20 protein-coding genes and 1 pseudogene are annotated in these 21,854 nt (G+C 38.4%); 13 read left to right on the plus strand and 8 right to left on the minus strand.

The genetic code is table 11. The features are described from left to right. Positions 1-21 precede the first annotated feature (21 nt). Together PQ460_RS00850 and PQ460_RS00855 are read left to right on the plus strand one after the other, a co-directional pair. Positions 22-165, plus strand: coding sequence for a hypothetical protein (locus tag PQ460_RS00850; RefSeq protein WP_274171443.1), 144 nt, complete (start codon positions 22-24; stop codon positions 163-165). After that, a complete protein-coding gene (locus PQ460_RS00855) occupies positions 158-1,453 on the plus strand; it encodes a glycosyltransferase family 2 protein (protein ID WP_273614153.1) in 1,296 nt (431 codons plus the stop codon). Before PQ460_RS00850 ends, PQ460_RS00855 begins: the two co-directional genes overlap by 8 nt. 100 nt (positions 1,454-1,553) lie before the next feature. Here PQ460_RS00855 and PQ460_RS00860 read toward each other — a convergent pair whose 3' ends face one another. Beyond that, a complete protein-coding gene (locus PQ460_RS00860; protein WP_274171444.1) occupies positions 1,554-3,047 on the minus strand; it encodes a peptide MFS transporter in 1,494 nt (497 codons plus the stop codon). 264 nt (positions 3,048-3,311) lie between these two features. Between PQ460_RS00860 and PQ460_RS00865 the strand changes: the two genes are divergently transcribed. From PQ460_RS00865 to PQ460_RS00875, 3 genes are all read left to right on the plus strand, one after another. Then, positions 3,312-3,989, plus strand: a complete 678-nt coding sequence (locus PQ460_RS00865; protein WP_273614149.1) for a TIGR00266 family protein — start codon at positions 3,312-3,314, stop codon at positions 3,987-3,989. 239 nt (positions 3,990-4,228) lie between these two features. Continuing rightward, positions 4,229-4,714, plus strand: coding sequence for a transcription elongation factor GreA (gene greA / locus PQ460_RS00870; protein ID WP_273614148.1), 486 nt, complete (start codon positions 4,229-4,231; stop codon positions 4,712-4,714). A gap of 73 nt (positions 4,715-4,787) precedes the next feature. Beyond that, complete coding sequence (locus tag PQ460_RS00875) at positions 4,788-5,300, plus strand: GNAT family N-acetyltransferase (protein ID WP_274171445.1); 513 nt, start codon at positions 4,788-4,790, stop codon at positions 5,298-5,300. A 71-nt stretch (positions 5,301-5,371) separates the two neighbouring features. Here PQ460_RS00875 and PQ460_RS00880 read toward each other — a convergent pair whose 3' ends face one another. Then, positions 5,372-6,274, minus strand: coding sequence for a PhzF family phenazine biosynthesis protein (locus PQ460_RS00880; protein ID WP_274171446.1), 903 nt, complete (start codon positions 6,272-6,274; stop codon positions 5,372-5,374). Between the two features lie 250 nt (positions 6,275-6,524). Between PQ460_RS00880 and PQ460_RS00885 the strand changes: the two genes are divergently transcribed. The 3 genes from PQ460_RS00885 (at position 6,525) to PQ460_RS00895 (ending at position 9,983) form a co-directional block, all read left to right on the plus strand. After that, positions 6,525-7,625: a discoidin domain-containing protein gene (locus PQ460_RS00885; RefSeq protein WP_274171447.1), complete on the plus strand. Its 1,101-nt coding sequence runs from the start codon at positions 6,525-6,527 to the stop codon at positions 7,623-7,625. 143 nt (positions 7,626-7,768) lie between these two features. After that, positions 7,769-8,347 carry a hypothetical protein gene (locus tag PQ460_RS00890; RefSeq protein WP_274171448.1) on the plus strand — a complete coding sequence of 193 codons (579 nt, stop codon included), beginning with the start codon at positions 7,769-7,771 and terminating at the stop codon, positions 8,345-8,347. A 190-nt stretch (positions 8,348-8,537) separates the two neighbouring features. Next, complete coding sequence (locus tag PQ460_RS00895; protein WP_273614143.1) at positions 8,538-9,983, plus strand: DEAD/DEAH box helicase; 1,446 nt, start codon at positions 8,538-8,540, stop codon at positions 9,981-9,983. Between the two features lie 93 nt (positions 9,984-10,076). Here PQ460_RS00895 and PQ460_RS00900 read toward each other — a convergent pair. Further along, positions 10,077-10,990: pseudogene (locus PQ460_RS00900) on the minus strand (Rpn family recombination-promoting nuclease/putative transposase). Positions 10,991-11,243: 253 nt separating this feature from the next. On the opposite strand from PQ460_RS00900, the gene PQ460_RS00905 reads away from it, so the two are divergent. Together PQ460_RS00905 and PQ460_RS00910 are read left to right on the plus strand one after the other, a co-directional pair. Continuing rightward, positions 11,244-12,350 carry a metallophosphoesterase gene (locus tag PQ460_RS00905; protein ID WP_274171449.1) on the plus strand — a complete coding sequence of 369 codons (1,107 nt, stop codon included), beginning with the start codon at positions 11,244-11,246 and terminating at the stop codon, positions 12,348-12,350. Between the two features lie 262 nt (positions 12,351-12,612). Next, on the plus strand, positions 12,613-13,584 hold the full coding sequence (locus tag PQ460_RS00910; protein ID WP_274171450.1) for a pectate lyase family protein: 972 nt from the start codon (positions 12,613-12,615) through the stop codon (positions 13,582-13,584). A gap of 103 nt (positions 13,585-13,687) precedes the next feature. On the opposite strand, the gene PQ460_RS00915 is transcribed toward PQ460_RS00910, so the two are convergent. From PQ460_RS00915 to PQ460_RS00935, 5 genes are all read right to left on the minus strand, one after another. Beyond that, positions 13,688-15,580: an FtsX-like permease family protein gene (locus tag PQ460_RS00915; protein WP_274171451.1), complete on the minus strand. Its 1,893-nt coding sequence runs from the start codon at positions 15,578-15,580 to the stop codon at positions 13,688-13,690. Continuing rightward, positions 15,555-16,319, minus strand: a complete 765-nt coding sequence (locus tag PQ460_RS00920; protein ID WP_274171452.1) for an ABC transporter ATP-binding protein — start codon at positions 16,317-16,319, stop codon at positions 15,555-15,557. Before PQ460_RS00920 ends, PQ460_RS00915 begins: the two co-directional genes overlap by 26 nt. 106 nt (positions 16,320-16,425) lie before the next feature. Then, entirely contained in the window at positions 16,426-17,415 is a 990-nt protein-coding gene (locus tag PQ460_RS00925; RefSeq protein WP_274171453.1) for a sensor histidine kinase, read from the minus strand. After that, complete coding sequence (locus tag PQ460_RS00930; protein WP_274171454.1) at positions 17,412-18,119, minus strand: response regulator transcription factor; 708 nt, start codon at positions 18,117-18,119, stop codon at positions 17,412-17,414. Before PQ460_RS00930 ends, PQ460_RS00925 begins: the two co-directional genes overlap by 4 nt. A gap of 185 nt (positions 18,120-18,304) precedes the next feature. Then, the gene (locus PQ460_RS00935) at positions 18,305-18,673 is read right to left on the minus strand and encodes a YxeA family protein (RefSeq protein ID WP_274171455.1); all 369 of its coding nucleotides are present in this window, start codon (positions 18,671-18,673) and stop codon (positions 18,305-18,307) included. Positions 18,674-18,856: 183 nt separating this feature from the next. Here PQ460_RS00935 and PQ460_RS00940 point away from each other — a divergent pair, with 183 nt between their 5' ends. The 3 genes from PQ460_RS00940 to PQ460_RS00950 all read left to right on the plus strand — a co-directional run bounded on the left by PQ460_RS00940 (position 18,857) and on the right by PQ460_RS00950 (position 21,645). After that, a complete protein-coding gene (locus PQ460_RS00940; protein ID WP_274171456.1) occupies positions 18,857-19,888 on the plus strand; it encodes a YdcF family protein in 1,032 nt (343 codons plus the stop codon). 97 nt (positions 19,889-19,985) lie between these two features. Further along, entirely contained in the window at positions 19,986-20,732 is a 747-nt protein-coding gene (locus PQ460_RS00945) for a dihydroorotate dehydrogenase electron transfer subunit (protein ID WP_274171457.1), read from the plus strand. Continuing rightward, positions 20,713-21,645, plus strand: coding sequence for a dihydroorotate dehydrogenase (locus PQ460_RS00950; RefSeq protein WP_274171458.1), 933 nt, complete (start codon positions 20,713-20,715; stop codon positions 21,643-21,645). The genes PQ460_RS00945 and PQ460_RS00950 overlap by 20 nt, the downstream gene beginning before the upstream one ends. Positions 21,646-21,854: the final 209 nt, after the last annotated feature.

Raw genomic sequence — 21,854 nt, forward strand, 5'->3', positions numbered from 1 at the left:
TTCACAAGGAGGTTGATAGAGATGGAATATACGAGCTGGTTTATCCCGCTTTGTATTGTGATTAGTAGCTTATTCAGTATCGCTATTATTGTACTTACCATTATGACATTGGTTTTCCGTGCAAATGTAAATAAAAAGTATGACCGGGGGAAAAATCATGTCTGATGCTATTTTGCTCATCTCGATTATGAGTATATGGATTGCTGTATTCGAATCGATCGTCATTATGTGGGGTGCGATTCGGTTTATGTTCAAGCAGAATAAAATTCCGATGGTGATTCCTGAAAATATGGATCATTTCCCGAATGTAACAGTGATTGTACCTGCACATAACGAAGAGATCGTCATTATGTCTACCGTTGAGCATATTTTGAAGCTGAATTATCCTCAAGACAAAGTACAGATTATTATCGTAGCTGATAATTGTAGTGACAATACGGCTGCTCGTTTGCGAGCTTTGAAAGAACAACCTGCTTATGCTGATCGTGACTTTACTATTATGGAGCGTACGGGTAGTGGTGGTAAATCCGGTGCGTTAAATGATGCGATGGTGATCTCCAAAGGCGAATGGTTATGCGTGTATGATGCAGATGCCGCGCCCGAGAAAAATGCACTTCTTTTTCTAACCCAAAAAGCAATGGAACAACCCGAGAAATACGGTGCTGTATTCGGTCGCAACAAAGCACGTAATCGTAGCCAGAACTTCTTATCAGGCTGTATCAATCTGGAACTTGTCACGATTCAGCGCGTGCATCATACAGGTATGTGGGAATTATTCGGATTGGGTACGATTCCGGGCACGAACTTTATTGTGCGCAAAGACTTAATGGAAGAGATCGGTGGATGGGACCCGCAAGCGATAACAGAAGATACCGCGATTTCATTTGAAATTTTGACACGTGGTAAGCTGATTGCATTAGCTCCTCAAGCCGAAGCATATCAACAAGAACCTGAACTGCTCAGTGTGTATATGAAGCAACGGGAACGCTGGTCTAAAGGGAATTACAGTGTAGTGATGGACAATATTCATCATTTATTTGATAAAACAAGCTGGCGTATCAAGCTACATGTTATGTATTATGCAGCTAGTTATTTCTGGTTTATGATCGCTATTATTGTCTCGGATATTATTTTTCTAGCTAATATTGTGTATCAGATTATAGAGCTATTCAATCCTGCGGTTGTTTCTCCTGTTCAATTTGTTGGAGACGTATATGTGTATCTAGTTATTGGTTGGGCGCTTATGTATTACATCTATGTATTGCAGATTAATATGGCACTGGCAACAGATATCGGACAAAGTAATACACGTAACTTTATTTTATCGTGCGTCTCTTACTTTACGTATTCCCAATTGTTCCTGATTATCTCGGTCAAAGCATTCTTCTCGATTACGTATGATCGGATTACGGGTAGAGAAAGTAAATGGTACAAAACCAAGCGATTTGGCTAAAAATTGCTTGATCCATCTTGATTTATATAGTGAAATCAAATAAAGCCAATCTCTGTAAAAAGAGGCTGGCTTTATTTCTAGTTGAATGTGCGTATCTAGCTTACAGTACACCCTTCATAAAGCTTTGAATTTTGGGACCCATCACGAACAGGATCACACCAAGTGCGATAGATACACCGCCAATCACTCCGAAATAGATCATTTCGGTATCAGGGCTATAAAATTGAACGATAATCGCATTGATCGCTTGAGCAGCAGCATTAGATAAAAACCATAGACTCATCGTTTGCGCAGAGAAAGCCGCAGGAGCGAGCTTGGTTGTTGCAGACAGCCCAACAGGAGAAAGGAATAACTCTCCAACTACAATAATAAAATAGCTCAGTACAAGCCATAGCGGGCTTACAAGCGAATTCTCACCACCGAAGTAAGAAGGAATAAGAATAACAAGGAACGACAACCCAGCAAACAGCAATCCTAAAGAGAATTTGCGCGGAATGATCGGTTGACGATTTCCAAGTTTGAGCCAGATCGCTGCAAACACAGGAGATAGCGCAATAATAAATAGCGGATTAAGTGATTGGAACCATGCAGGAGCGATATGAATACCCATAAAGTCCAATTGAGTACGTTTATCTGCATAAGTTGCCAGTACGGTTGACGTCTGTTCTTGAATAGACCAGAACATCACAGCCGCTATAAATAAAGGAATATAAGCAAGCAGACGTGAACGTTCGACATCTGTTGTTTTTTTACTACGATACATCGTAACGAAGTAACAGATAGGAATCAAAATTCCCAGTATAGCCACTACAGTGACAAATGATTTTAACGTTAACCAACCCATCATAATTGCCAGTACCACGATAATCGCAATAATCACCGCACTGATTGCAAAAATTTTGATCGTTTTTTTCTTCTCATCAGCAGATAGTGGATTACCTACTACAGTACCTGCTAGACCTAGATTTTTCTTTTTCGTTAATACAAATACAACCAGCCCTAAAAACATCCCGATCGCTGCTGTAGCAAAACCCCAGTGGAAACCATAACTAGTCTGCAATCCACCGACGATCAAAGGAGAGATAAATCCACCTAGATTGATACTCATATAGAAAATACTAAAACCAGAATCGCGGCGATTGTCTTTTTCCCCATACAATTCACCAACTACATTAGAAACGTTCGGTTTGAGTAGTCCTGTACCGAGTACAATCAAGCCCATCGATACGAATAATAGCGGTACGCTGTTAGGAATAGCGAGCACAATATGCCCGATCATAATCAAGACGCCGCCATAGAATATCGCCTGAGAAGAGCCAAACACGCGGTCAGCTAACCATCCTCCAATAATACCGGACATATAGACAAGTGATCCGTAAATCGACATAATCGCAAGCGCTGTCGCTTCATCGAATCCAAGTCCACCTTTAGATACTTCATAGTACATGTAGAATACAAGAATCGCTCTCATTCCATAATAAGAGAACCGCTCCCAGAATTCAGTGAAAAACAAAGTGAACAATCCTTTGGGATGACCGAAGAATCCTTTTTGCGGTACGCTGTCTACTACTTGTTGCTTATTCACTTCTGACACAAATGAACCTCCTGATCTAACTATCTTTTATTTGAATAGATTCATTACAGAATTACACGCCTAAATACTTACATATCAACATATAGGGCTATCGAAAATATTTACACGTCACTTCAGCAATCGAACCATCAGAATACAACATATTTTGCATATCATCAATGAGAAATTACAAAGACAATTAAACGTAGTGCATATATACAATGCCAAAGGTGAAGTGTCATAATATAAATAAGCTTAATATATTGAAAGGATAGGTGAACAAAGATGAAATATGACATTTTGTATGAAGGCGCGTTTGCCATGTTGAAGGTACATATAGAACAAGGAGAAGCGATCAAAGCTGAATCTGGCGCTATGGTCTCGATGTCTCCCAATGTAGAAATTAAAGGAACGATGGACGGCGGACTGATGGGTGGTCTGGGTCGTATGTTATCAGGAGAAAAATTCTTTTTTCAAGAGTTGCGTTCTACACGTGGCCCTGCGGAAGTGTTGTTAGCACCTTCAAGTATTGGCGATGTGACTGCTGTAGAATTAGATGGATCGTATAGTTTATATGTTCAGAAAGATGGTTTTTTAGCAGGTACAGAAGGTATTGAAGTGGGTACGCAAATGCAAAATCTGAAAAAAGGATTATTTTCAGGTGAAGGTTTCTTTATTATCGAAATTCGGGGTAAAGGAACTGTATTCTTATCTTCGTATGGTTCGATTCATGCGATCAACCTAGCTCATGGTGAAGAAGTAATCGTCGACAATGCTCATCTTGTGGCATGGCCGGGATATATGAATTACCAGATTGAAAAAGCATCGAAAGGTTGGTTATCCAGTGTAACCAGTGGAGAGGGTATTGTGTGTCGCTTCCGGGGCGAAGGGGTTGTTCTAATTCAGTCTCGTAATCCGGCTGGATTCGGTAATTGGATCAGACAGTTTATTCCGAGCAAGTAAAAGATATTCACCAAAAGCTAAATTCATTTCTCAAGCGTTGAGATAGAATTTAGCTTTTTTGGTACATTGTCTTTATCAAGAGCAATACAATAAGGATGAAAGTTGATGTTTAACCAATGTATGCGTTTTATTTGTATACAACTTAGATATCTTATAAATTTAATCACTTTATTTTACAATTAAAGTAACGAAAGTGTGCCAATATAGCGTATACTGTTAAATGAGGGAGTTGAGCGCATATGGCTAAGGAACACGAAGAAATTATTTTGACCCGTGAAGGTATCAAAAAGCTGGAAGATGAGCTTGAAGAACTGAAAGGGCCACGCCGTAAAGAGTTATCGCAACGTTTGAAGCTTGCTATCAGTTACGGAGATTTGAAAGAGAATAGTGAATACCATTCAGCGAAGGACGATCAAGCTTTTATGGAGACACGCGTTCTTATTCTAGAAAAAATGCTACGTAATGCACAAGTGGTCAATGCAGATAACCTGGATCTTTCCAAAGTCAGTATTGGTTCTACTATACTCCTACATGATTTGGAGTTCGGTGAAGATATCGAATACCAGATTGTCGGACCTGCTGAAGCAGACGTTATTAACAACAAATTATCGTATGAAAGCCCACTAGGTAAAGCGTTGATCGGACAAAAAGTCGGTAACACGATTACTTTTGAAGCGCCTATGGGAACATTCAAGTATAAGCTGTTGGAAATTAGAATCGTATAATTGTAGTTCAAAAGGCAAAGCCAAAGATTTTCTAAAGGCTTTGTTTTTTTATATAAGTATAGGAGGTTGTAAGATGGATATTAGGCTTTTGACTTCTGAAGATGCAGTACCCTATCGTGAACTTAGGTTAAGGTCATTACAAGAAAATCCCGAAGCTTTTTTAGTTACATATGATAGTGAAGTCTCCAAACCGATAGAAGATGTACAACATAAGCTTCAATATTCTAATAATCGATTCACATTAGGTGCTTTTGATCAGGACGAGCTTGTAGGAATGGTGACTTTTATAAGAGAAAGTAATGCCAAAACGATACATAAAGGCAATATCTATGCGATGTACGTTTCGCCAGAAGCTAGAGGTCAAAAGCTAGGTAAAGCTTTGATCACAGAGTTAGTCCAAAGAGCACGTTTATTTGAAGGGCTAGAGCAGATACATTTAACCGTTATATCTAATAATAATGCAGCCAAGCAACTATATCAGAGTCTAGGATTTATCGTATATGGATTCGAACGCAATGCACTAAAGTATGAAGGTCAGTATTGGGATGAGGAATTTATGGTGTTAGATTTGATTTTGACCCGTTGATCTACAAGGTATTTATTCAAAAAGCAAAGCCTTAGCAATAGCTAAAGACTTTGCTTTTTTGCTATCCATCATTAGATATCTAATGTGCCTCGAATCGTAATCGTTGCAGTACCTGCTACTTTGATAATTGGATGTTCTCCATTTGGGATCGCTTGTACATATAGAAATCCAGGACGACCGATAGCACGCCCTTGAGCAATTTTGAGCTGTGTTATCTGATCCTGTGGAATCATATGATTGAGATACAGATATCCGGTCAAAGCACCGTTGGCTGCGCCTGTTACAGGATCTTCAGCGATCCCGATAGCGGGTGCAAAATCACGAGTATACAAATCATAATCGTCCTCAGTATCAGGAGTAAACGTAAATAGATGAGTTGTTGCAATCTGGTGTTCTTTATTGTGCTTACTTAGTGCTGTAAGGTCAGGTGTTGCTTGGTCTATGGCTTGCTGGCTATGTACAGGAATCAATAAATGCCAGTTACCGGTGTGGGATAATTGGATTGGGTAAGCAGGATCTATCGCATCGACAGGTACGCCTACCATTTCGCTAATTGCTTGTAAGTCTACAGGTAACGATTTGATTTGCGGAGTGATCTGAGTCATTTCAACCCGTTGTACACGACCTTCTTCTTGATGCCAGACAACTGGAATAGCACCTGCTCCGGTTCCTAGAACGACTCCATCTTGTTGCTGAGATAGTCCAAGTTCTGTAGCCAGTAACCAGGTTAATCCGATAGTGGCATGTCCGCAAAAAGGAATTTCGTCAGTCGGTGTAAAATATCTCACTTTATAATCGATACCTGTTTGATCCGAAGGAAGTAAAAAGATAGATTCAGATAAATTAAGTTCTTTTGCAATCTGTTGCATTTCTTCTCCAGTTAGTTGTTCTGCATCCAATACGACCCCTGCGGTATTTCCAGTAAACGGTTGATCTGTAAAAGCATCGACATGATAAACTCTAATGTTTCGCACAGAAATTCACTCCTTTTTATGTATGATAGATATATCGAGATAATTCGATATATCTATCATACATATTTTTTTGCTATTTGTAAAATGGTTCTTTGAATCTTGCAATGAAAAGGAGTAAGTCTCCTATGTATATTATAAATTTGTATAATAAAGAATTTTACTCTAACAAGTGGCAACTCAAATACCGATAAGTAATAGGGTAATAAAATAGTTTGAATAAATATACAGTGAAAAGAGGAATATTTAGAACATGAAAAAGAAATTATTAAGTGCAATTATGTTTTTAAGCTTTTTAGTAGTAGGATGGAGTCATTCTACATATGCAGCAACAGATACGTATACAAGTCTTATTCCTACAATGACTACAACTACTAATTCGGTTGGAAAAGCAAGTGCAAGTTCTAGCTATGATGGACTACCTGCTTGGAAAGCATTTGATGGTAAAAAATCTTATAGTACAAGCAACGATGGGTATACGTCATGGGGAACAACAGATACTAAAGGTTGGTTAGCTTTTGAATTTAACCAAGCAACTGTAGTATCAAAATATACTATTTATTATGGTCCTAGTGCTTCTAATCGTAATCAATCTTTTGATACAGGTACTCCAAAAAGTTGGGTTTTTGAAGCCTCAAATGATAATACTGCTTGGACAACACTAGATACTAAATCTAATATTTCTGATTGGAAAGATCCAACAGTTAAAGAAATCGTTTTGAGTAATACTGTAGCTTACAAATTTTATCGGTTGAATATTACTTCTAATAACGGTAACACTTCAGATACTGTAAAACTTTCGATTCACGAAATGCAATTATTTAGCAAAGATGCTCCAGTGATGCCTAAGAATCTAGTAGCTACATCTGATAAAGCAACTTCTTCTATTGGCTTAACTTGGGATGCATTGCAAAATGCTACAGCTTATAATGTAAAACGTGCTACTACTGCTGGTGGTCCATATGAGACGATTGCTGCTAATGTAACTGAAGCTACGTATAAAGATACTAAAGCAGATAAAAACCAAGCTTATTATTATGTAGTTTCAGCTGTTCTACCTACAGGCGAAAGCTATAACTCTAATGAAGTTAATGCAGAACTAACAACAGGAACAACTACGCCATCAGGTGGTCGTGTTCTATTGGTTATTACTATGGTTAACGGGTTAGAAAAAGAATATGATTTGAGTGGTTCTGAGTATGCTCAATTTGTATCTTGGTATGATGCCAAAGCAAATGGAACAGGTCCAAGTCGTTATACATTCAACAAAACATGGAATATGGGGCCTTTCAAAGCAAGAACTGAAAATGTAGTATTTGATAAAATTATTACGTTTGATGCTAACGAATATTAAAATGCAATAAAGTAAATGAGTATTAAAGGTAGTTATTGTACTCCTGCAAAGGAATATAATGACTACCTTTTTCTTTTGCAGTGAAATGGGTAAGGAGGTGTAGGTTACCTCTAATTTGCTTGCTGGAAGGAGATGTGCTTACTATGGATCAACCATCAAGTCGTATACATTTGGGCAAAGCGATACGGCAAGTTGCTCGAACAATTATTCGTTGGCCTCAAATAGAATCAATACATATCTGTAATACATATTCTGCATTATTTTCTAAAAGGGAATTGGAGGCAGTATATGCAGAGCTGTACTGGTTCCGTCTGACTGCGTTGCAAGTAGCAGTTTTACTACATATCCAGCAACGACACTACAATTTGAATATGTATGAAGCAAGATATATGATGACGACAGCGATCGAATTAGCTTTTCAAGATGCAGATTTATCTAGAACAGATACGACGAAGATACGCAGTAAATTATCCGAAGAGATGGAATATTATTTTAACCGATTAGAGTTGTCTAATTCGTCAGATCGTATGTCTACAGTTGCAGACCTGTTACGCTTTTTTGCAGACAGAACATTAATACTATGTATATCCATCCAACTAGAGCATCATCAGGATCAACGTGAACAGGTATTGGTTCAAGAAGCGACTGTGATCTGGGATAAAGTCATACATGAACTAGAAGAACTTTTACGAAATATAAAAATTATTGAATTTGAGCAGTAAGCTACGTCTTTTTTGCTATTTTCTCAGATGTTACCTGCCAATATAGCGTATACTGAATAGAGTGAGTAAAAATGTATACGATCAGGCAAGCGATTTATTTGTGCTATTGTTGAAGCGATTTTATGTTCATTATTCAGCATGCTTAGTGAAATGAAAGAGCATGTTAATTTATAAAAAGAAGAGGTATTTCATGAGTCAGTCTAATTTTCAAGAGTATGGATTAAGTGAAGATATTTTAAAAGCATTGCAACAACTGGGCTACACCCAGCCTACAGAAGTGCAACAAAAAGTGGTGCCTGTTGCGTTGGAACGTCAAGATCTAGTCGTGAAATCGCAGACAGGTAGTGGTAAAACGGCTGCGTTCGGTATTCCTTTATGCGAGTTAGTAGACTGGAATGAGAACAAACCACAAGCGTTAGTCCTCACTCCGACACGTGAGCTGGCTGCACAGGTAAAAGAAGACATTACTAATATCGGACGCTTTAAGCGGATCAAAGCAACCGCAGTCTATGGAAAACAACCTTATGCCAAGCAGACACTGGAATTGAAGCAAAAAAGTCATGTTGTAGTCGGTACACCTGGACGTGTATTGGATCATATTCAGCGCGGTACACTGGCTTTGGACAAAATAGAATTTCTAATTATCGATGAAGCCGATGAAATGTTAAATATGGGCTTTATAGAACAAGTTGAAAATATTATCAAAGCATTGCCGAAAGATCGGACTACATTGCTGTTTTCGGCAACGTTACCACAAGACATCGAACGTCTTTGCCACCGTCATATGCGTCAGCCGGAGCATATTGAGATTCAAGCAACAGGGCTTACGACTGCAACGATAGAGCATGCATTATACGAAGTGAAAGATGCAGATAAATTTAATCTGTTGCAAGATATTACGGTTGTTGAGAATCCAGATAGCTGTATTATTTTCTGCCGTACTCAAGATAATGTAAACATGGTGAGTGAACGATTAACAGCGAACGATTATACCTGTGCGAAGATTCATGGCGGGATGTTGCAAGAAGATCGTTTTGCTGTAATGGAAGATTTCAAACGAGGACAATTCCGTTATTTAGTAGCAACCGACGTGGCTGCTCGCGGAATCGACATCGACAATATTACACATGTGATTAACTATGATCTACCGCTGGAAAAAGAAAGCTATGTGCATCGTACAGGACGAACAGGACGTGCAGGTAAAAGCGGTCTAGCGATCACATTTGTCACTCCATTTGAAGATAAATTTTTGCGTGAAATTCAAGACTATATCGGATTTGCGATTCCGCACAAAGAAGCACCTGAAGCGACAGAGGTGGATCGTGCGCGTGAAGCATTTGAGGGAAAAATGGGAATTCGTGCAGAACGCAAACCTGCCAAAAGTGAGCAATTGAACAAAGAAATCATGAAGTTGTATTTTAATGGTGGCAAAAAGAAAAAATTACGTGCAGTCGATTTTGTAGGCACAATTGCTCGGATCGAAGGCGTAACGGCTGAAGATATTGGAATTATTACGATTCAGGATAACGTGACTTATGTAGAGATTCTGAATGGCAAAGGTCCTCATGTACTGAAAGTGATGAAGGATACGACAGTTAAAGGTAAATTGCTGAAAGTGCACAAAGCGTTGAAATAAAGTTAAAAAGAGCCTATCGCGATGATAGGCTTTTACTTATATTACGAATCTAAAGCTAAATTATAGAGAACAATGCAGTTTTGAATTGTAGACTCAGGATAGAGAACGAATATCTTCTTGAGATAAACCTGTTGCTTTGGCAATCACTCCAATATCTAATCCAAGAGAAAGCATATTGCGAGCAGTTTCTAATTGTGCTTGATGTTTCCCCTGCTGAATGCCTTGCTCTAAGCCTTTTTCTATACCTTGTTCGATTCCTTTTTGAAAACCTGCTTCAACGCCACGGCGTTCGCCTTCTGCCATCGCAGAATCGACAAGTGAAGCTTCATCATGCAGGAATTTCTGGCGCGCTTCGTAACGCATACGAGCTTCGCGATCTTGACTTAGGAATTCGAGCGTAGTCATCGCTTTTTTTAATTCAGGTTCATTCATAGATAGCACCTCCCAGTGTGATGGATCAGTACCTTTAAGAAATAATAACCAATTCACTAATGGACTGCCTTCTAGCGGAGTAGTCATCTGCTCTAACTTGGGCAGTTCTAGAAAGTGAATTTCAATATCATCTAACAATGAAATATGTGTACGATCTTCACGTAAATGAAATACATTATGATACTGATCGTTAGGCAACAGTGAATAATTGATTACATTAATCGTAACACATTTTTGCAGCGTTCTGTAGGCGTTTCCTTCGAATAATTGATTGGAGTATTGTTTGCTCCAGTAGAAAAGAGTGCGCTTTTCAGTGTCATATTTATTAAATAATTGCATTTCTACATTAATTAATTCGCCTTCTTCTGTACGTGCATGAATATCAAAAATCGATTGCTTATCCAAAGGCGAATCTTTATCTGTATAGGGATTGAGCAACAAAATTTCAGAGATTGCCGGTTTATCGGCTTCTTTAAAAATATGGTTGAGAAATGCAAGCAATACATCTTTGTTTTTTCACTACCAAAAATACGTTTAAATAAAAAATCATTTTTGGGATCAAGTAGTTCAGACACAGGTGAGAACCTCCGATAGCTAAAGAGAGTAGTAAAAATAAATTTTTAATATGTAATTACGTTTATTATATCTTAATTACGATTTTTATAAAGCGTTTTTACTGTATTTTATTCGTATTTAAGTATTTATAGTAAAAAAGAAAGGAATACTAATTTTATCATTTGGTACATGATTGTATATCGTATATACTTATATAGAGATAGTTACAAGCAAAAAGTAATCATTATACAACAGAGATAGGAGTCAATTTATTTGTTAATAGGAATCATTATTTTTATTGTTTATAATTTGATCTTGCTGTATATGGGATGGAATGGTTGGGTATGGTTTGGACAGATTTTGCCAGATCATCATTTTGTGAGATACATCTTTGTTGCGGTGTTGGTTGTTTTAGCCTACTCCTTCTTTTTGAACTTCTGGGTACGTGAAAGTATAACAATTAAGATCATTAGTGCTGTCTGGTTTATGGTGTTATATATTTTAGTTTTATGGTTACCGATCATGAATCTGGGTGTACTTATTACTCGTTTTACCTCTTTATCTCAACATTTAGTAATTGTATGGGCGGGATGGACTACACTGTTTGTATTTGTGATTGTAGCGTGTATAGGCATGTTCAATGCGTACAGTCCGGTGGTACGTAATTATGATATTACGATTGATAAGCCAGTTACAGGCAAGCAGGATATGAAAGTGATTATGGTATCCGATACTCACTTTGGTGTTTTGTCCAATGAATCGCATGCTAGACGAATGGTGAAAATGATCAACGAATTAAAGCCCGATCTGGTGCTATTTCCAGGTGATGTGATCGACGATAATCTACCGTACTTTGTGAAAACAAATATTCCGCAGATTTTGAAAGGGATCGAAGCCCCTGTATACACATCTCTTGGGAACCATGATCGTTTTGAAAAAGGGATTAATTTGATTCAGGTGTTAGATGATAGTGATCTGAATATCCTTTATGATGAATCGACAGTGCTGGATAATGGGATTACACTGGTTGGTCGTCAAGATTACAGTGATCGTCCACGTGCAGAATTAGCGAAATTATTAGAATCGGTCGATCATTCGAAGCCGATTATTGTGATGGATCACCAACCGTATGAATTGGATGCTGAGCAGAAATTAGGAACCGATCTTGTTGTCTCCGGTCACACGCATCGCGGACAGGTGGCTCCAGCGCATCTGATCACCAAACGTATCTATGAGAATGATTGGGGCTATTTGCAAAAAGGGCAACTGCATTCGATCGTATCGTCAGGTTATGGATTCTGGGGAACACCGATGCGCATAGGAACACGTTCAGAGATCGTCGAAATCAATATTTCATTTCAACCACAAAGTGAATCGTAATGTAATATCAGTAATCAGTAGTGATATTTCAATTTAGTTCTATATCAAAGGGAAGAAGATACTCTGTTGAGATAAGAGGATCTTCTTCTTTTTTGTTCGTTTTCTTACTACTTTCAAAATGTAAACGTTAACATTAAAGGGATAATTCTATATTTATATTTCATTATTATCATATTCTTTATTTTTATATGGTAATTATTTACAAATAAACTTATGCTGATGCCAGGTTGTTATCTCACATTTGAAAGGTGGAAAATAGTTAATGAAAGTATTGAACAAGAAATCGATCATGGCACTTTGTCTGGGCGTTGTCACTTCTTTAGCTTTAATAGCACCTGCTTCAGCAGCACCTGACTTTGCGATAAAAGGATATGCGACAGTAAGCGGATCGACAACAGGTGGTGCAGGAGGAACAACCGTTACAGTAAGTGATCTAGCTTCGTTAAAAAATTACGGTATTGCATCAGGTAAATATATTATCAAAGTCAACGGTACAATTAATCTAAGCGGACAAGTGGACATCACGTCTAATAAAACAGTAGTAGGTGTAGGCAAAAATTCAGGCTTAACCGGTGGCGGATTACGTGTTAAAAACTCCAGTAATGTCATTATCCAAAACTTAAATATTTCCAAAGCAACCGGAACCGATGCCATCACAGTACAAGCTTCTAATCATGTATGGGTAGATCATAATGATCTATCGAGTGACCTGTCTCATGATAAAGATTATTATGATGGATTACTTGATATTTCTCATGGATCAGATTATGTTACTGCTTCCTGGAACAAATTCCATGATCATTTCAAAACATCGCTTGTAGGGCATAGTGATAACAATGCTAGCGAAGATACAGGTAAGTTCCATGTGACGTATCATCATAATTCATTTGTAAATACCAATTCTCGCTTACCTTCTTTACGCTTTGGAACAGGGCATATCTACAACAACTATTATGAAAATGCAGAAACAGGCGTCAATTCACGTATCGGAGCTCAGGTACTCGTAGAAGGGAATTACTTTAACAATGTTAAAACTCCGATTATGACGACCAAAACAAAAGGAATCGATGGATATGTAGTAGAGCGTAACAATGTATATGTAAGTAGTGGAAATAATACGATCGGACAAGTTGGAAGCTTAACCAGTGTACCTTACACCTACAATCTGGACAGTGGAAGTACATTACAATCAACGATTGCTCAATATGGTGGAACAGGTGTAGTCACTCCATAATTATGCTAGATCAGAACTGGAATAACAGATAACCAAAAACCAAAAGCATCCTGTTTATACTACAGAGATTTGTAGATAAACAGGATGCTTTTTTTATGATTTATTAACGCAAAGCGGATTTCACTTGCCCGATATAAAAGTGTCGCACAATAAAGAAGTAAATAATCTGTATCAATAAAAATATGCCTAACACCATACTGGATTCTTTTACAAGTGAAAAGTTAAACATATTCGATAATGTTGTTAACGCTACAGCTCCATGAACCAAAGCCACGACGATCGGAGCGAAAAACAGTAATGCAATCTGCCAGTTGAGTACTTTGTGTAACTCTTTGGTTGTTAATCCTAATTTAGAAATAGCTTTGAATTTCTGTTTGTCTTCATCCAGATCGCTGTATAGACGGAAGTATAAGAAACTCCCTGCCGAGACAAAAAAGACAATCCCGATAAATAAACTAATAAACAGAGGCAAACCAAATTGTTTCTTTTGCATATAGATTTCATAGTCTTTAGCGAAAAATTGATAATCAGCTTCATAAGGCTTAACGGACTGCTGAATTTCTGTAGCAACTTGTATAGCAGTCGATTGCTCTACAGATCCATTCCATACAGTAATCTGATTGGTAGCATAAGGGTGTTGAAGTTTTTGATAAAAGGTATCAGGTACAATAATATAATCTATAACCAGTGGAATGACTTGAGTCGTAACGGATTGATCGGCTATCTGAATAGATAATCCTTTTTCTAACGTAATCTGTTGATGTAACAGATCGTTGTTAGAGCGATCTCCAACCGTAGATGTGTTGCGAATGACGGCTTGTTGATTCGGTAAAGTAAGAGTAGGTTCACCTAACAAGTTAGCAAATCGATTATAATCAGCAAGACTGACAAGTGCGACGTTATCTTTAGCATCATTAATTTTATAACGCAATAGATGTAATTCAGCAGTAGTCATATCAATATGATGTGTATTTAAAGCATCATCAATGTACTGAATATGTTGAGCTCGTGTACTATCTTTTTCTGTAGAAAAATAAGTCATAGGATAAGCACTAGATGAAATGGTATTGGACATTAAGACAGATTGAATACCATACAATGAACCAATCGCGCAAAAAGAAACAGTTGATACAATCGCGACAAGAAAAAAGGTTCGAGCATTATCTTTCATTCGATGAGCCAGATCCGAAAATAACAACATATTTGTTTTGTACCAGAATAGCGATTTGCGTGCTTTTAAGCGGTGAATAATATAGACACTTAATTGTGTGAATAACAAATACGTTCCAATACTGACCATAATAATAACCGGGAATAGTAAATAGATCGCTTCTTCTCCGGAAGCAGTTAAGGAGACAAAGTAGCTAATCCCGATCAATAAAACGACTATCATTGATAACCAGATCGATGATTTAGGATCACCTTTGGAAGTCTGATTACTTTTGATTAAAGTGATTAATTGCCGATTACGTAGCACAAACGTAATAAATAACGAAATCAACATAAACAGGATCATAAATGAAATAAACGTGACAATCATTGCTTGCAAAGGGATATAAAATAGTAACGGTTCTTCTAAAATAATCATCCGTTCACCAAGCAGCAAAATGACTTTAGCAAATACAAGTCCAAGTCCGATACCGCCCAGTGTCGATGCAAATCCGATCATCATATTTTCTAAAAATACCATCTTGCGTAGTTGCCCTACAGACATTCCCTGCATCATCAATAATCCAAATTCTTTTTGTCTGGAACGTAGAAATGAACTCATCGAATAAAGCACGAAAAAGAATGAAAATACATAAATGACCCATTTGGAAGCAGATAGTCCAGTAGCAGCATCATGATTCAGTGTACCTTGATTGAGCGCTGGATGATAAGCAAAAATCGAAAATGTAAAAAAGACCATCACTGTAAACATACTGCTTAGAAAATAAGCGGCATACAACCGCTTATTACGGGCGATATTGTTATACGCGAATTGACGAAATGTCATTAGCGTGACCCCCTAGCAGTGATAACGTATCGATAATCTTTTGGAAAAACGTCTGACGGTGCTCACCGCGATGAATCTCAGTATACAGTTTGCCATCGCGTATAAAGATCACACGCTGACAATAACTAGCAGCAAGCGGATCATGAGTGACAAGCATCATCGTTGTCTGTTGTTCTTGATTGATCGTTTCTAGTAGTTCCATCACATCACGAGCAGACTTGGAATCCAAATTACCTGTCGGCTCATCCGCTAATAAAAGATGCGGCGTATGAATCATTGCACGCGCTATAGCGGCACGTTGTGCTTGTCCACCAGAAATTTCATAAGTGCGCTTATTCATAATTGCTGTGATACCGAGCTTATCAGCGATAATAGCCGCTTTTTCTTTCATTTCACTGACTTTAACCCCATCAAGTGTCAAAGGAAGTACAATATTTTCTTCTACGGTTAAGGTATGCAGTAGATTGAAGTCTTGAAAAACAAATCCAAGTTCACGCCTGCGAAATGTAGCAAGATCATTTTTTTTCAAAAGATTGATATTCTGATTATTGATCAAAATTTCTCCAGTGGTCGGTTCATCAATAGTGGCAATCATATTAAGCAGTGTTGTTTTACCGCTACCTGAAGGCCCCATAATACCGACAAACTCACCATCTTCGATCGTAAATTGAATATTCGATAACGCTTGATAAGTGACTTTGCCCTCATATATTTTGCTAACTTGATTAACGTGTAACATGTCTTATCCCCCTCGGTGATTGATTCGATACGTTTAGTATAGATAGAACCGATTAAAGGAACTATCGATTTCTCTTTCAATCACCTTACAGCGCTGTAAGATAGCATTAACGCTGATATGATGGGAAAAGAATACGTACTGTTGTACCTTGATTTACCGTAGATTCTAGCTCCAACTGATGATCTAGTCGCTGAGCTGCTTCGTGTGTTAGGTATAAGCCCATACCTGTTGATTCGCGGAAATGCCGACCATTTTCGCCGGTGAAAAAAGGTTCAAATACACGCTTTATATCCGAGGCTGGAATTCCTACTCCATAATCTTGTACTTCGATCACCGCTTGATGATCTAGAATATATGAAGAAAGAATCACTTTATTGTTGGTGTGTGCCGAGTATTTGACCGCATTGACTACCAGTTGGGAAACCATAAAAAAGAGCCATTTCTGATCCGATTCTGTCCAGAGATCACCGTCTTTGATCTGCACATCAGGATACACTTGATTGCGAATAAAGAGACGCTTATGTTCTTGCACCACTTCGCGGATTACTTCAGATAACGAGATCGAGCGAATATGAAAATCCTGTTCAAATGTTCTTAAACGTGCCATATATAAAATCGTATTCAGCCCTGAACTCATGCGTTCCAGTTCTTCACGAATACTTGCAAATTCAGGTTCATCCACATCTTGTACTGTTAATTCAATCACAGATAAAGGTGTCTTCATCTGATGTACCCATTGATTCATAAATGTTAAATGATCTTGCTGTTGTTGATTAATCGTAGCAAGGCGTTGTTGGTAGTATCGATACTGCTGGCGTAGCAATTGTTCTAATGCTTCTGAGACAGGAGCTTGATCTAACTGCTGAACCGAATCATCTAATGAGAGTAGAGGCTCCTGTAAGCGCCGATAATAATGACGACGGCTGTAATACTGATAACATAAATATCCACCTAAGAAAAACAGCCCTAACATAATCGAATACAGAGCAGGGCCAACATTCCGGTATCCATCTAACCAATAAATGCTCATAACCACACTAAATTGAATAATCTGAATAACGATTAACAGCGCATGTTCTTTCAAAAAAAGCTTCATAATCCATCATCCTGATTCCACGAAATATGCAGTCTGTAACCGATGCCGCGCACCGTTTCTACGGCATCCAATAGACCCAGATCAAGAAACTTTTTGCGTACACGAGTGATATTAACGTTCAGTGTATTTTCATCGACATAGGTCTGATCGTCCCATAACTTTTCAAGTAATGCTTCCCGGCTAGCTACGCGTGGATGCCGTTCGATCAGACTTTCAATAATATCAGCTTCTTTTTTCGTTAATAATACGCTCTGATTGTTGTAATGAAGTTCTAGTCGTTCAGGGTATAAAGATAATCCTTCTTTATGCAAAATAATCTCTTCGTGCTTGGAAGCATATTCTCCGTAAGCACGCCGTAGATGACTGCGAATTTTGGCCATGACGATACCGTAATCGAACGGTTTGGTAATATAGTCATCGGCTCCATTTTCCAGAGCCATAATCTGATCCATTTCCCCTGCACGCGCCGAAATAAAGATCACCGGACAGATGGAATGTGCACGAATCTGACGACACCAGTAATATCCGTCATAACTGGGGAGATTCACATCCAGAAGTACCATATCCGGTTGCTCTTGTTGAAATTGTTGTAGCACATGTTCAAAGTCTGTGGTTACAATAACATGGTAGCCATATTTCACAATATACGATTGCAATAATTCAGCAATCTTACGATCATCTTCGACAATCAAAATAGTCTGCATGATTATTCACTCCTTACCTACAGTTCATCGGTATTATTTAACCTAAAAAGAACTCTTTTCTATTTCATGTTATCGCAAACACGAAGAAAAGAGAGTCCTTTTTTTTACATAAAAAAGTATTCTAATTATTTATAGACTGGCAACCTGTCATGAGATGACGTAGCTCTCAATGGTAGAATAAATAGTTAGTGACGCAAATAGGATTGGACTACTGTGGGAATCTGGTCATAAGAAATTTCCTTATAAGATAGCACTTGTTGATTTTTGAGTGTTAATTGGAGATAAGCACCTTCACGTAATGAATGCATCCCGAAAAATGTAATCGTTTGAGGGTTTCCTTTGTCATCCCATGCGGGTAATGTGTATTCGACAGTTGCATCCTGTGAAGATGAAGTATTAGAAGACGAATTATGAACTTGTACATAATAGATTTGCTTAGGAATCAACGGATTAAGTTTGGTCAGATCTTTCTCAGATAATTGACTAACCAATGTGATCACAAGCAAGATAACTATCGTGAGTACAAATAGTAAAAGCTTAGTTCCGTTACGCATAATGATCGTTCCTTTCGTGTAGAGATGTTACGATCTACTTTACTAACCAACTAGCTATGTGTACTATCGATTTGGCTTACGTCTACCTTACAGTATTGTAAGTTGATTTATCGTACCAACCCGATATGCTAAAAAAGAAGTCTGAATGATCAAAATGGAACATAGACAACAGGAGGAAAATACGTGATTTATATATACAGTTTGACTGTCTTTTTTCTTATCTTGTTCGTTATCAATTACGCAATCGATCAGCGGCGGGTACGAAATGGAGTCTTTCTGACGATTGGAATATTGCTTCTTTTGTTCAGTTCGATTGTGTATGCAATCAGTAATCTGGATGGGGTTATTCCATATATCGGTCTATTATTAGTACTTATTCTAGTATTACTTGCTCCTGTCATGTTATTAGTGATTGGAATTGCACTGATCTACAATGGACGTACGTTATTATCCAAAGAAGGCTGGAAATTACCTAACTTGCTATCTTTGCTTGCAGGCATAGGGATAGCGACTTTACCTGTTATTACATTTCTGATGCCTTCGGTTGGTATTTTGCAACCTGTTATTATCTTTATTCAGTTATGCTTTGTGTATTATGGATTTTTATTTATTTGTTATCTGGTATCCTCCACTTTGTACAACCTCAACCGAGTAAAGCTCAATCAAGATTTTATTATTATTTTAGGCAGTGGATTGATTAAAGATCGTGTTCCCCCGCTATTAGCAAGTCGTATTGATCGTGCGATTACTTTTTATTATCGACAACAAAAAATACAACCACCCCCTCGATTTGTTGCTTCAGGTGGACAGGGTAGTGACGAAGCGATTGCTGAAGCAGAAGCGATACGCAATTATCTGCGATCCAAAGGAATCCCTAATGATCAGATTATTGTCGAAAATCAATCTGTAAATACACTACAAAATATGCAATTTTCCAAACAAAAAATGGATGCATTGATGGAAGGTAATCCATATTCCTGTATATTTGTGACGAACAATTTCCATTTATTCCGCGCAGGTATCTATGCACGAGAAGCAGGGATTACAGGCGATGGGGTAGGTTCACGTACTGCATTTTATTATTTACCAAATGCTTTTATCCGCGAATATATCGCTATTCTGGTAATGTACCGCAAAGTACATGTGATGATGACTGCTTTTATTTTGTTAACAGTGATAGGGCTTGGTCTGCTGAATATTAATCTAGTACGCTAAATAAACAATCAAAAAGCTAAGACAACTGTGAAAATAGTTACAACCAATTCCTACACTTCCCTGTAAGATAGTGAGCGGTGAAAAGGGGGAAGTGTGAATGGCAACGATTATCTCAAATATAGAAGTATCTCCAAGCGTGTATGTGATCAAGGTAGCAGGTCAATGGGCAGGAGCAATGGGACAATTTTATATGATACGTCATCGTGCTACGCAGGGGATTGCTATAACCGATCCTTTGCTGTCTCGTCCGCTGAGTATTCATGATCAAGGCGATGATTATATCGCCTTTTTGTATAGAGTGACAGGTAGAGGAACAGCTCTATTAGCAAGCTTATCGGTAGGACAGGAATTGCAATTGTCCGGCCCTTTTGGAAATGGATTCCCGGTCGTTGATCCTTCTGAATCGGTTGCTTTGGTTGGCGGAGGAATGGGAGTAGCGCCGTTACTATTAGCGGCTAAGCATTATCGTCAGGCAGACATTTATGTAGGATTTAATCATCATTCGTTTGCGGTCGAGTCTTTCGAGCAGATCGTAGAGGACAGCCAGCAGATTCATATCACTCAGGGGCAACACACCAATATCGTTGATATCGTAGACCCTAGATTGTATTCAGTCATTATGGCTTGTGGGCCTGCGGGTATGTTACAAGCTTTGGCGACAAAAATAAAATCACTCCATGCGCGCACATTATTATACATTTCAACAGAAAAACGAATGGCATGTGGTATCGGCGCTTGCCTCACTTGCTCAATTCAGACGGTGCATGGCAATGCTCGTGTGTGCAAAGAAGGCCCTGTATTTACAGCAGAGGAGGTGAACTGGAATGACCTCTCTCACATGTAATCTAGCAGGCGTAGAACTGCGTAATCCTATCATTATGGCTTCTGGAACATTCGGATTCGGACTAGAATATGGCGAGTTATACGATCTCAGTATACTTGGCGGGATAGCGAGTAAAGGTCTGACGTTGCATCCACGTTCAGGCAATACCGGTTGTCGTGTGCAGGAGACACCATCAGGTATGATGAACAGTGTCGGGCTGGAGAATCCAGGAATAACGTCTTTTCTGGAAAATGAATTAGATCATATGGTTGCCAGTGGGGCGGTAGTTATTGCCAATTTGGGTGGAGCACATCTGGAAGAATACGTAACTGGTGCGGCGCAGATCAGCGAATCTTGCGATCTCCGTCAACGTCAGGGACAGAAGGCTGTTGATCTACTGGAACTGAATATTTCATGCCCGAATGTCAAAGAAGGCGGTATTCAATTCGGAGTCGATACCGAAGTGGCTCGCCAGATTGTACGAGAAGTTAGACAGGTTACTCGTATTCCGTTAATCGTCAAATTATCGCCTAATGCACAAGATATTGTCGCAATGGCATATATGTGTGAGCAAGAAGGTGCGGATGCTGTATCGCTGGTGAATACCTTTTCAGCGATGAAGATCGATATTGCTCAGCGGCGTAGTGCTTTTCAAAATACGTATGCAGGTCTATCTGGCCCTGCGATCAAGCCGATAGCGCTACGAATGGTGCATCAAGTCTCTCAAGCACTCTCTATTCCAGTGATCGGGATGGGCGGGATTAGCTCTGTAGAAGATATGATTGAATATATTATGGCTGGAGCCGAAGCGGTACAGATCGGGACGTATAATTTTGTGAATTTACATGCAGGTGAGGAATTGGTATCTGGACTCACAGCATGGATGGAAAAGGAAAAGGTACAGTCGCTAGACGAGATTCGTGGGATTGTTTGAATGTTCAATACATAAGATAAAAAAAACGTTGATATGAGTTCAAACTCTTCGGCGGTTTTTTCTATATTTAATTCTTGATTTTAGTCTCTAAAATACCTGAAAGTTTAAAAATAATTGTTGCTTATAAAAATAAAGATAAACTACAATCTAAAAAATAAATCATAATCAAATTATTTTTAAAATCATTATTGTATTAATTACTTTAAAAA

This window comes from Paenibacillus sp. KACC 21273, assembly GCF_028736095.1.
GTDB classification, from domain to species: domain Bacteria; phylum Bacillota; class Bacilli; order Paenibacillales; family Paenibacillaceae; genus Saccharibacillus; species Saccharibacillus kyungheensis.

Coding starts and splice junctions, on each gene's coding strand:
- PQ460_RS00850 (WP_274171443.1), top strand. CDS start 22: ATGGAATATACGAGCTGGTTTATCCCGCTTTGTATTGTGATTAGTAGC.
- PQ460_RS00855 (WP_273614153.1), top strand. CDS start 158: ATGTCTGATGCTATTTTGCTCATCTCGATTATGAGTATATGGATTGCT.
- PQ460_RS00865 (WP_273614149.1), top strand. CDS start 3,312: ATGAAATATGACATTTTGTATGAAGGCGCGTTTGCCATGTTGAAGGTA.
- greA (WP_273614148.1), top strand. CDS start 4,229: ATGGCTAAGGAACACGAAGAAATTATTTTGACCCGTGAAGGTATCAAA.
- PQ460_RS00875 (WP_274171445.1), top strand. CDS start 4,788: ATGGATATTAGGCTTTTGACTTCTGAAGATGCAGTACCCTATCGTGAA.
- PQ460_RS00885 (WP_274171447.1), top strand. CDS start 6,525: ATGAAAAAGAAATTATTAAGTGCAATTATGTTTTTAAGCTTTTTAGTA.
- PQ460_RS00890 (WP_274171448.1), top strand. CDS start 7,769: ATGGATCAACCATCAAGTCGTATACATTTGGGCAAAGCGATACGGCAA.
- PQ460_RS00895 (WP_273614143.1), top strand. CDS start 8,538: ATGAGTCAGTCTAATTTTCAAGAGTATGGATTAAGTGAAGATATTTTA.
- PQ460_RS00910 (WP_274171450.1), top strand. CDS start 12,613: ATGAAAGTATTGAACAAGAAATCGATCATGGCACTTTGTCTGGGCGTT.
- PQ460_RS00915 (WP_274171451.1), bottom strand. CDS start 15,580: ATGACATTTCGTCAATTCGCGTATAACAATATCGCCCGTAATAAGCGG.
- PQ460_RS00920 (WP_274171452.1), bottom strand. CDS start 16,319: ATGTTACACGTTAATCAAGTTAGCAAAATATATGAGGGCAAAGTCACT.
- PQ460_RS00925 (WP_274171453.1), bottom strand. CDS start 17,415: ATGAAGCTTTTTTTGAAAGAACATGCGCTGTTAATCGTTATTCAGATT.
- PQ460_RS00930 (WP_274171454.1), bottom strand. CDS start 18,119: ATGCAGACTATTTTGATTGTCGAAGATGATCGTAAGATTGCTGAATTA.
- PQ460_RS00935 (WP_274171455.1), bottom strand. CDS start 18,673: ATGCGTAACGGAACTAAGCTTTTACTATTTGTACTCACGATAGTTATC.
- PQ460_RS00945 (WP_274171457.1), top strand. CDS start 19,986: ATGGCAACGATTATCTCAAATATAGAAGTATCTCCAAGCGTGTATGTG.
- PQ460_RS00950 (WP_274171458.1), top strand. CDS start 20,713: ATGACCTCTCTCACATGTAATCTAGCAGGCGTAGAACTGCGTAATCCT.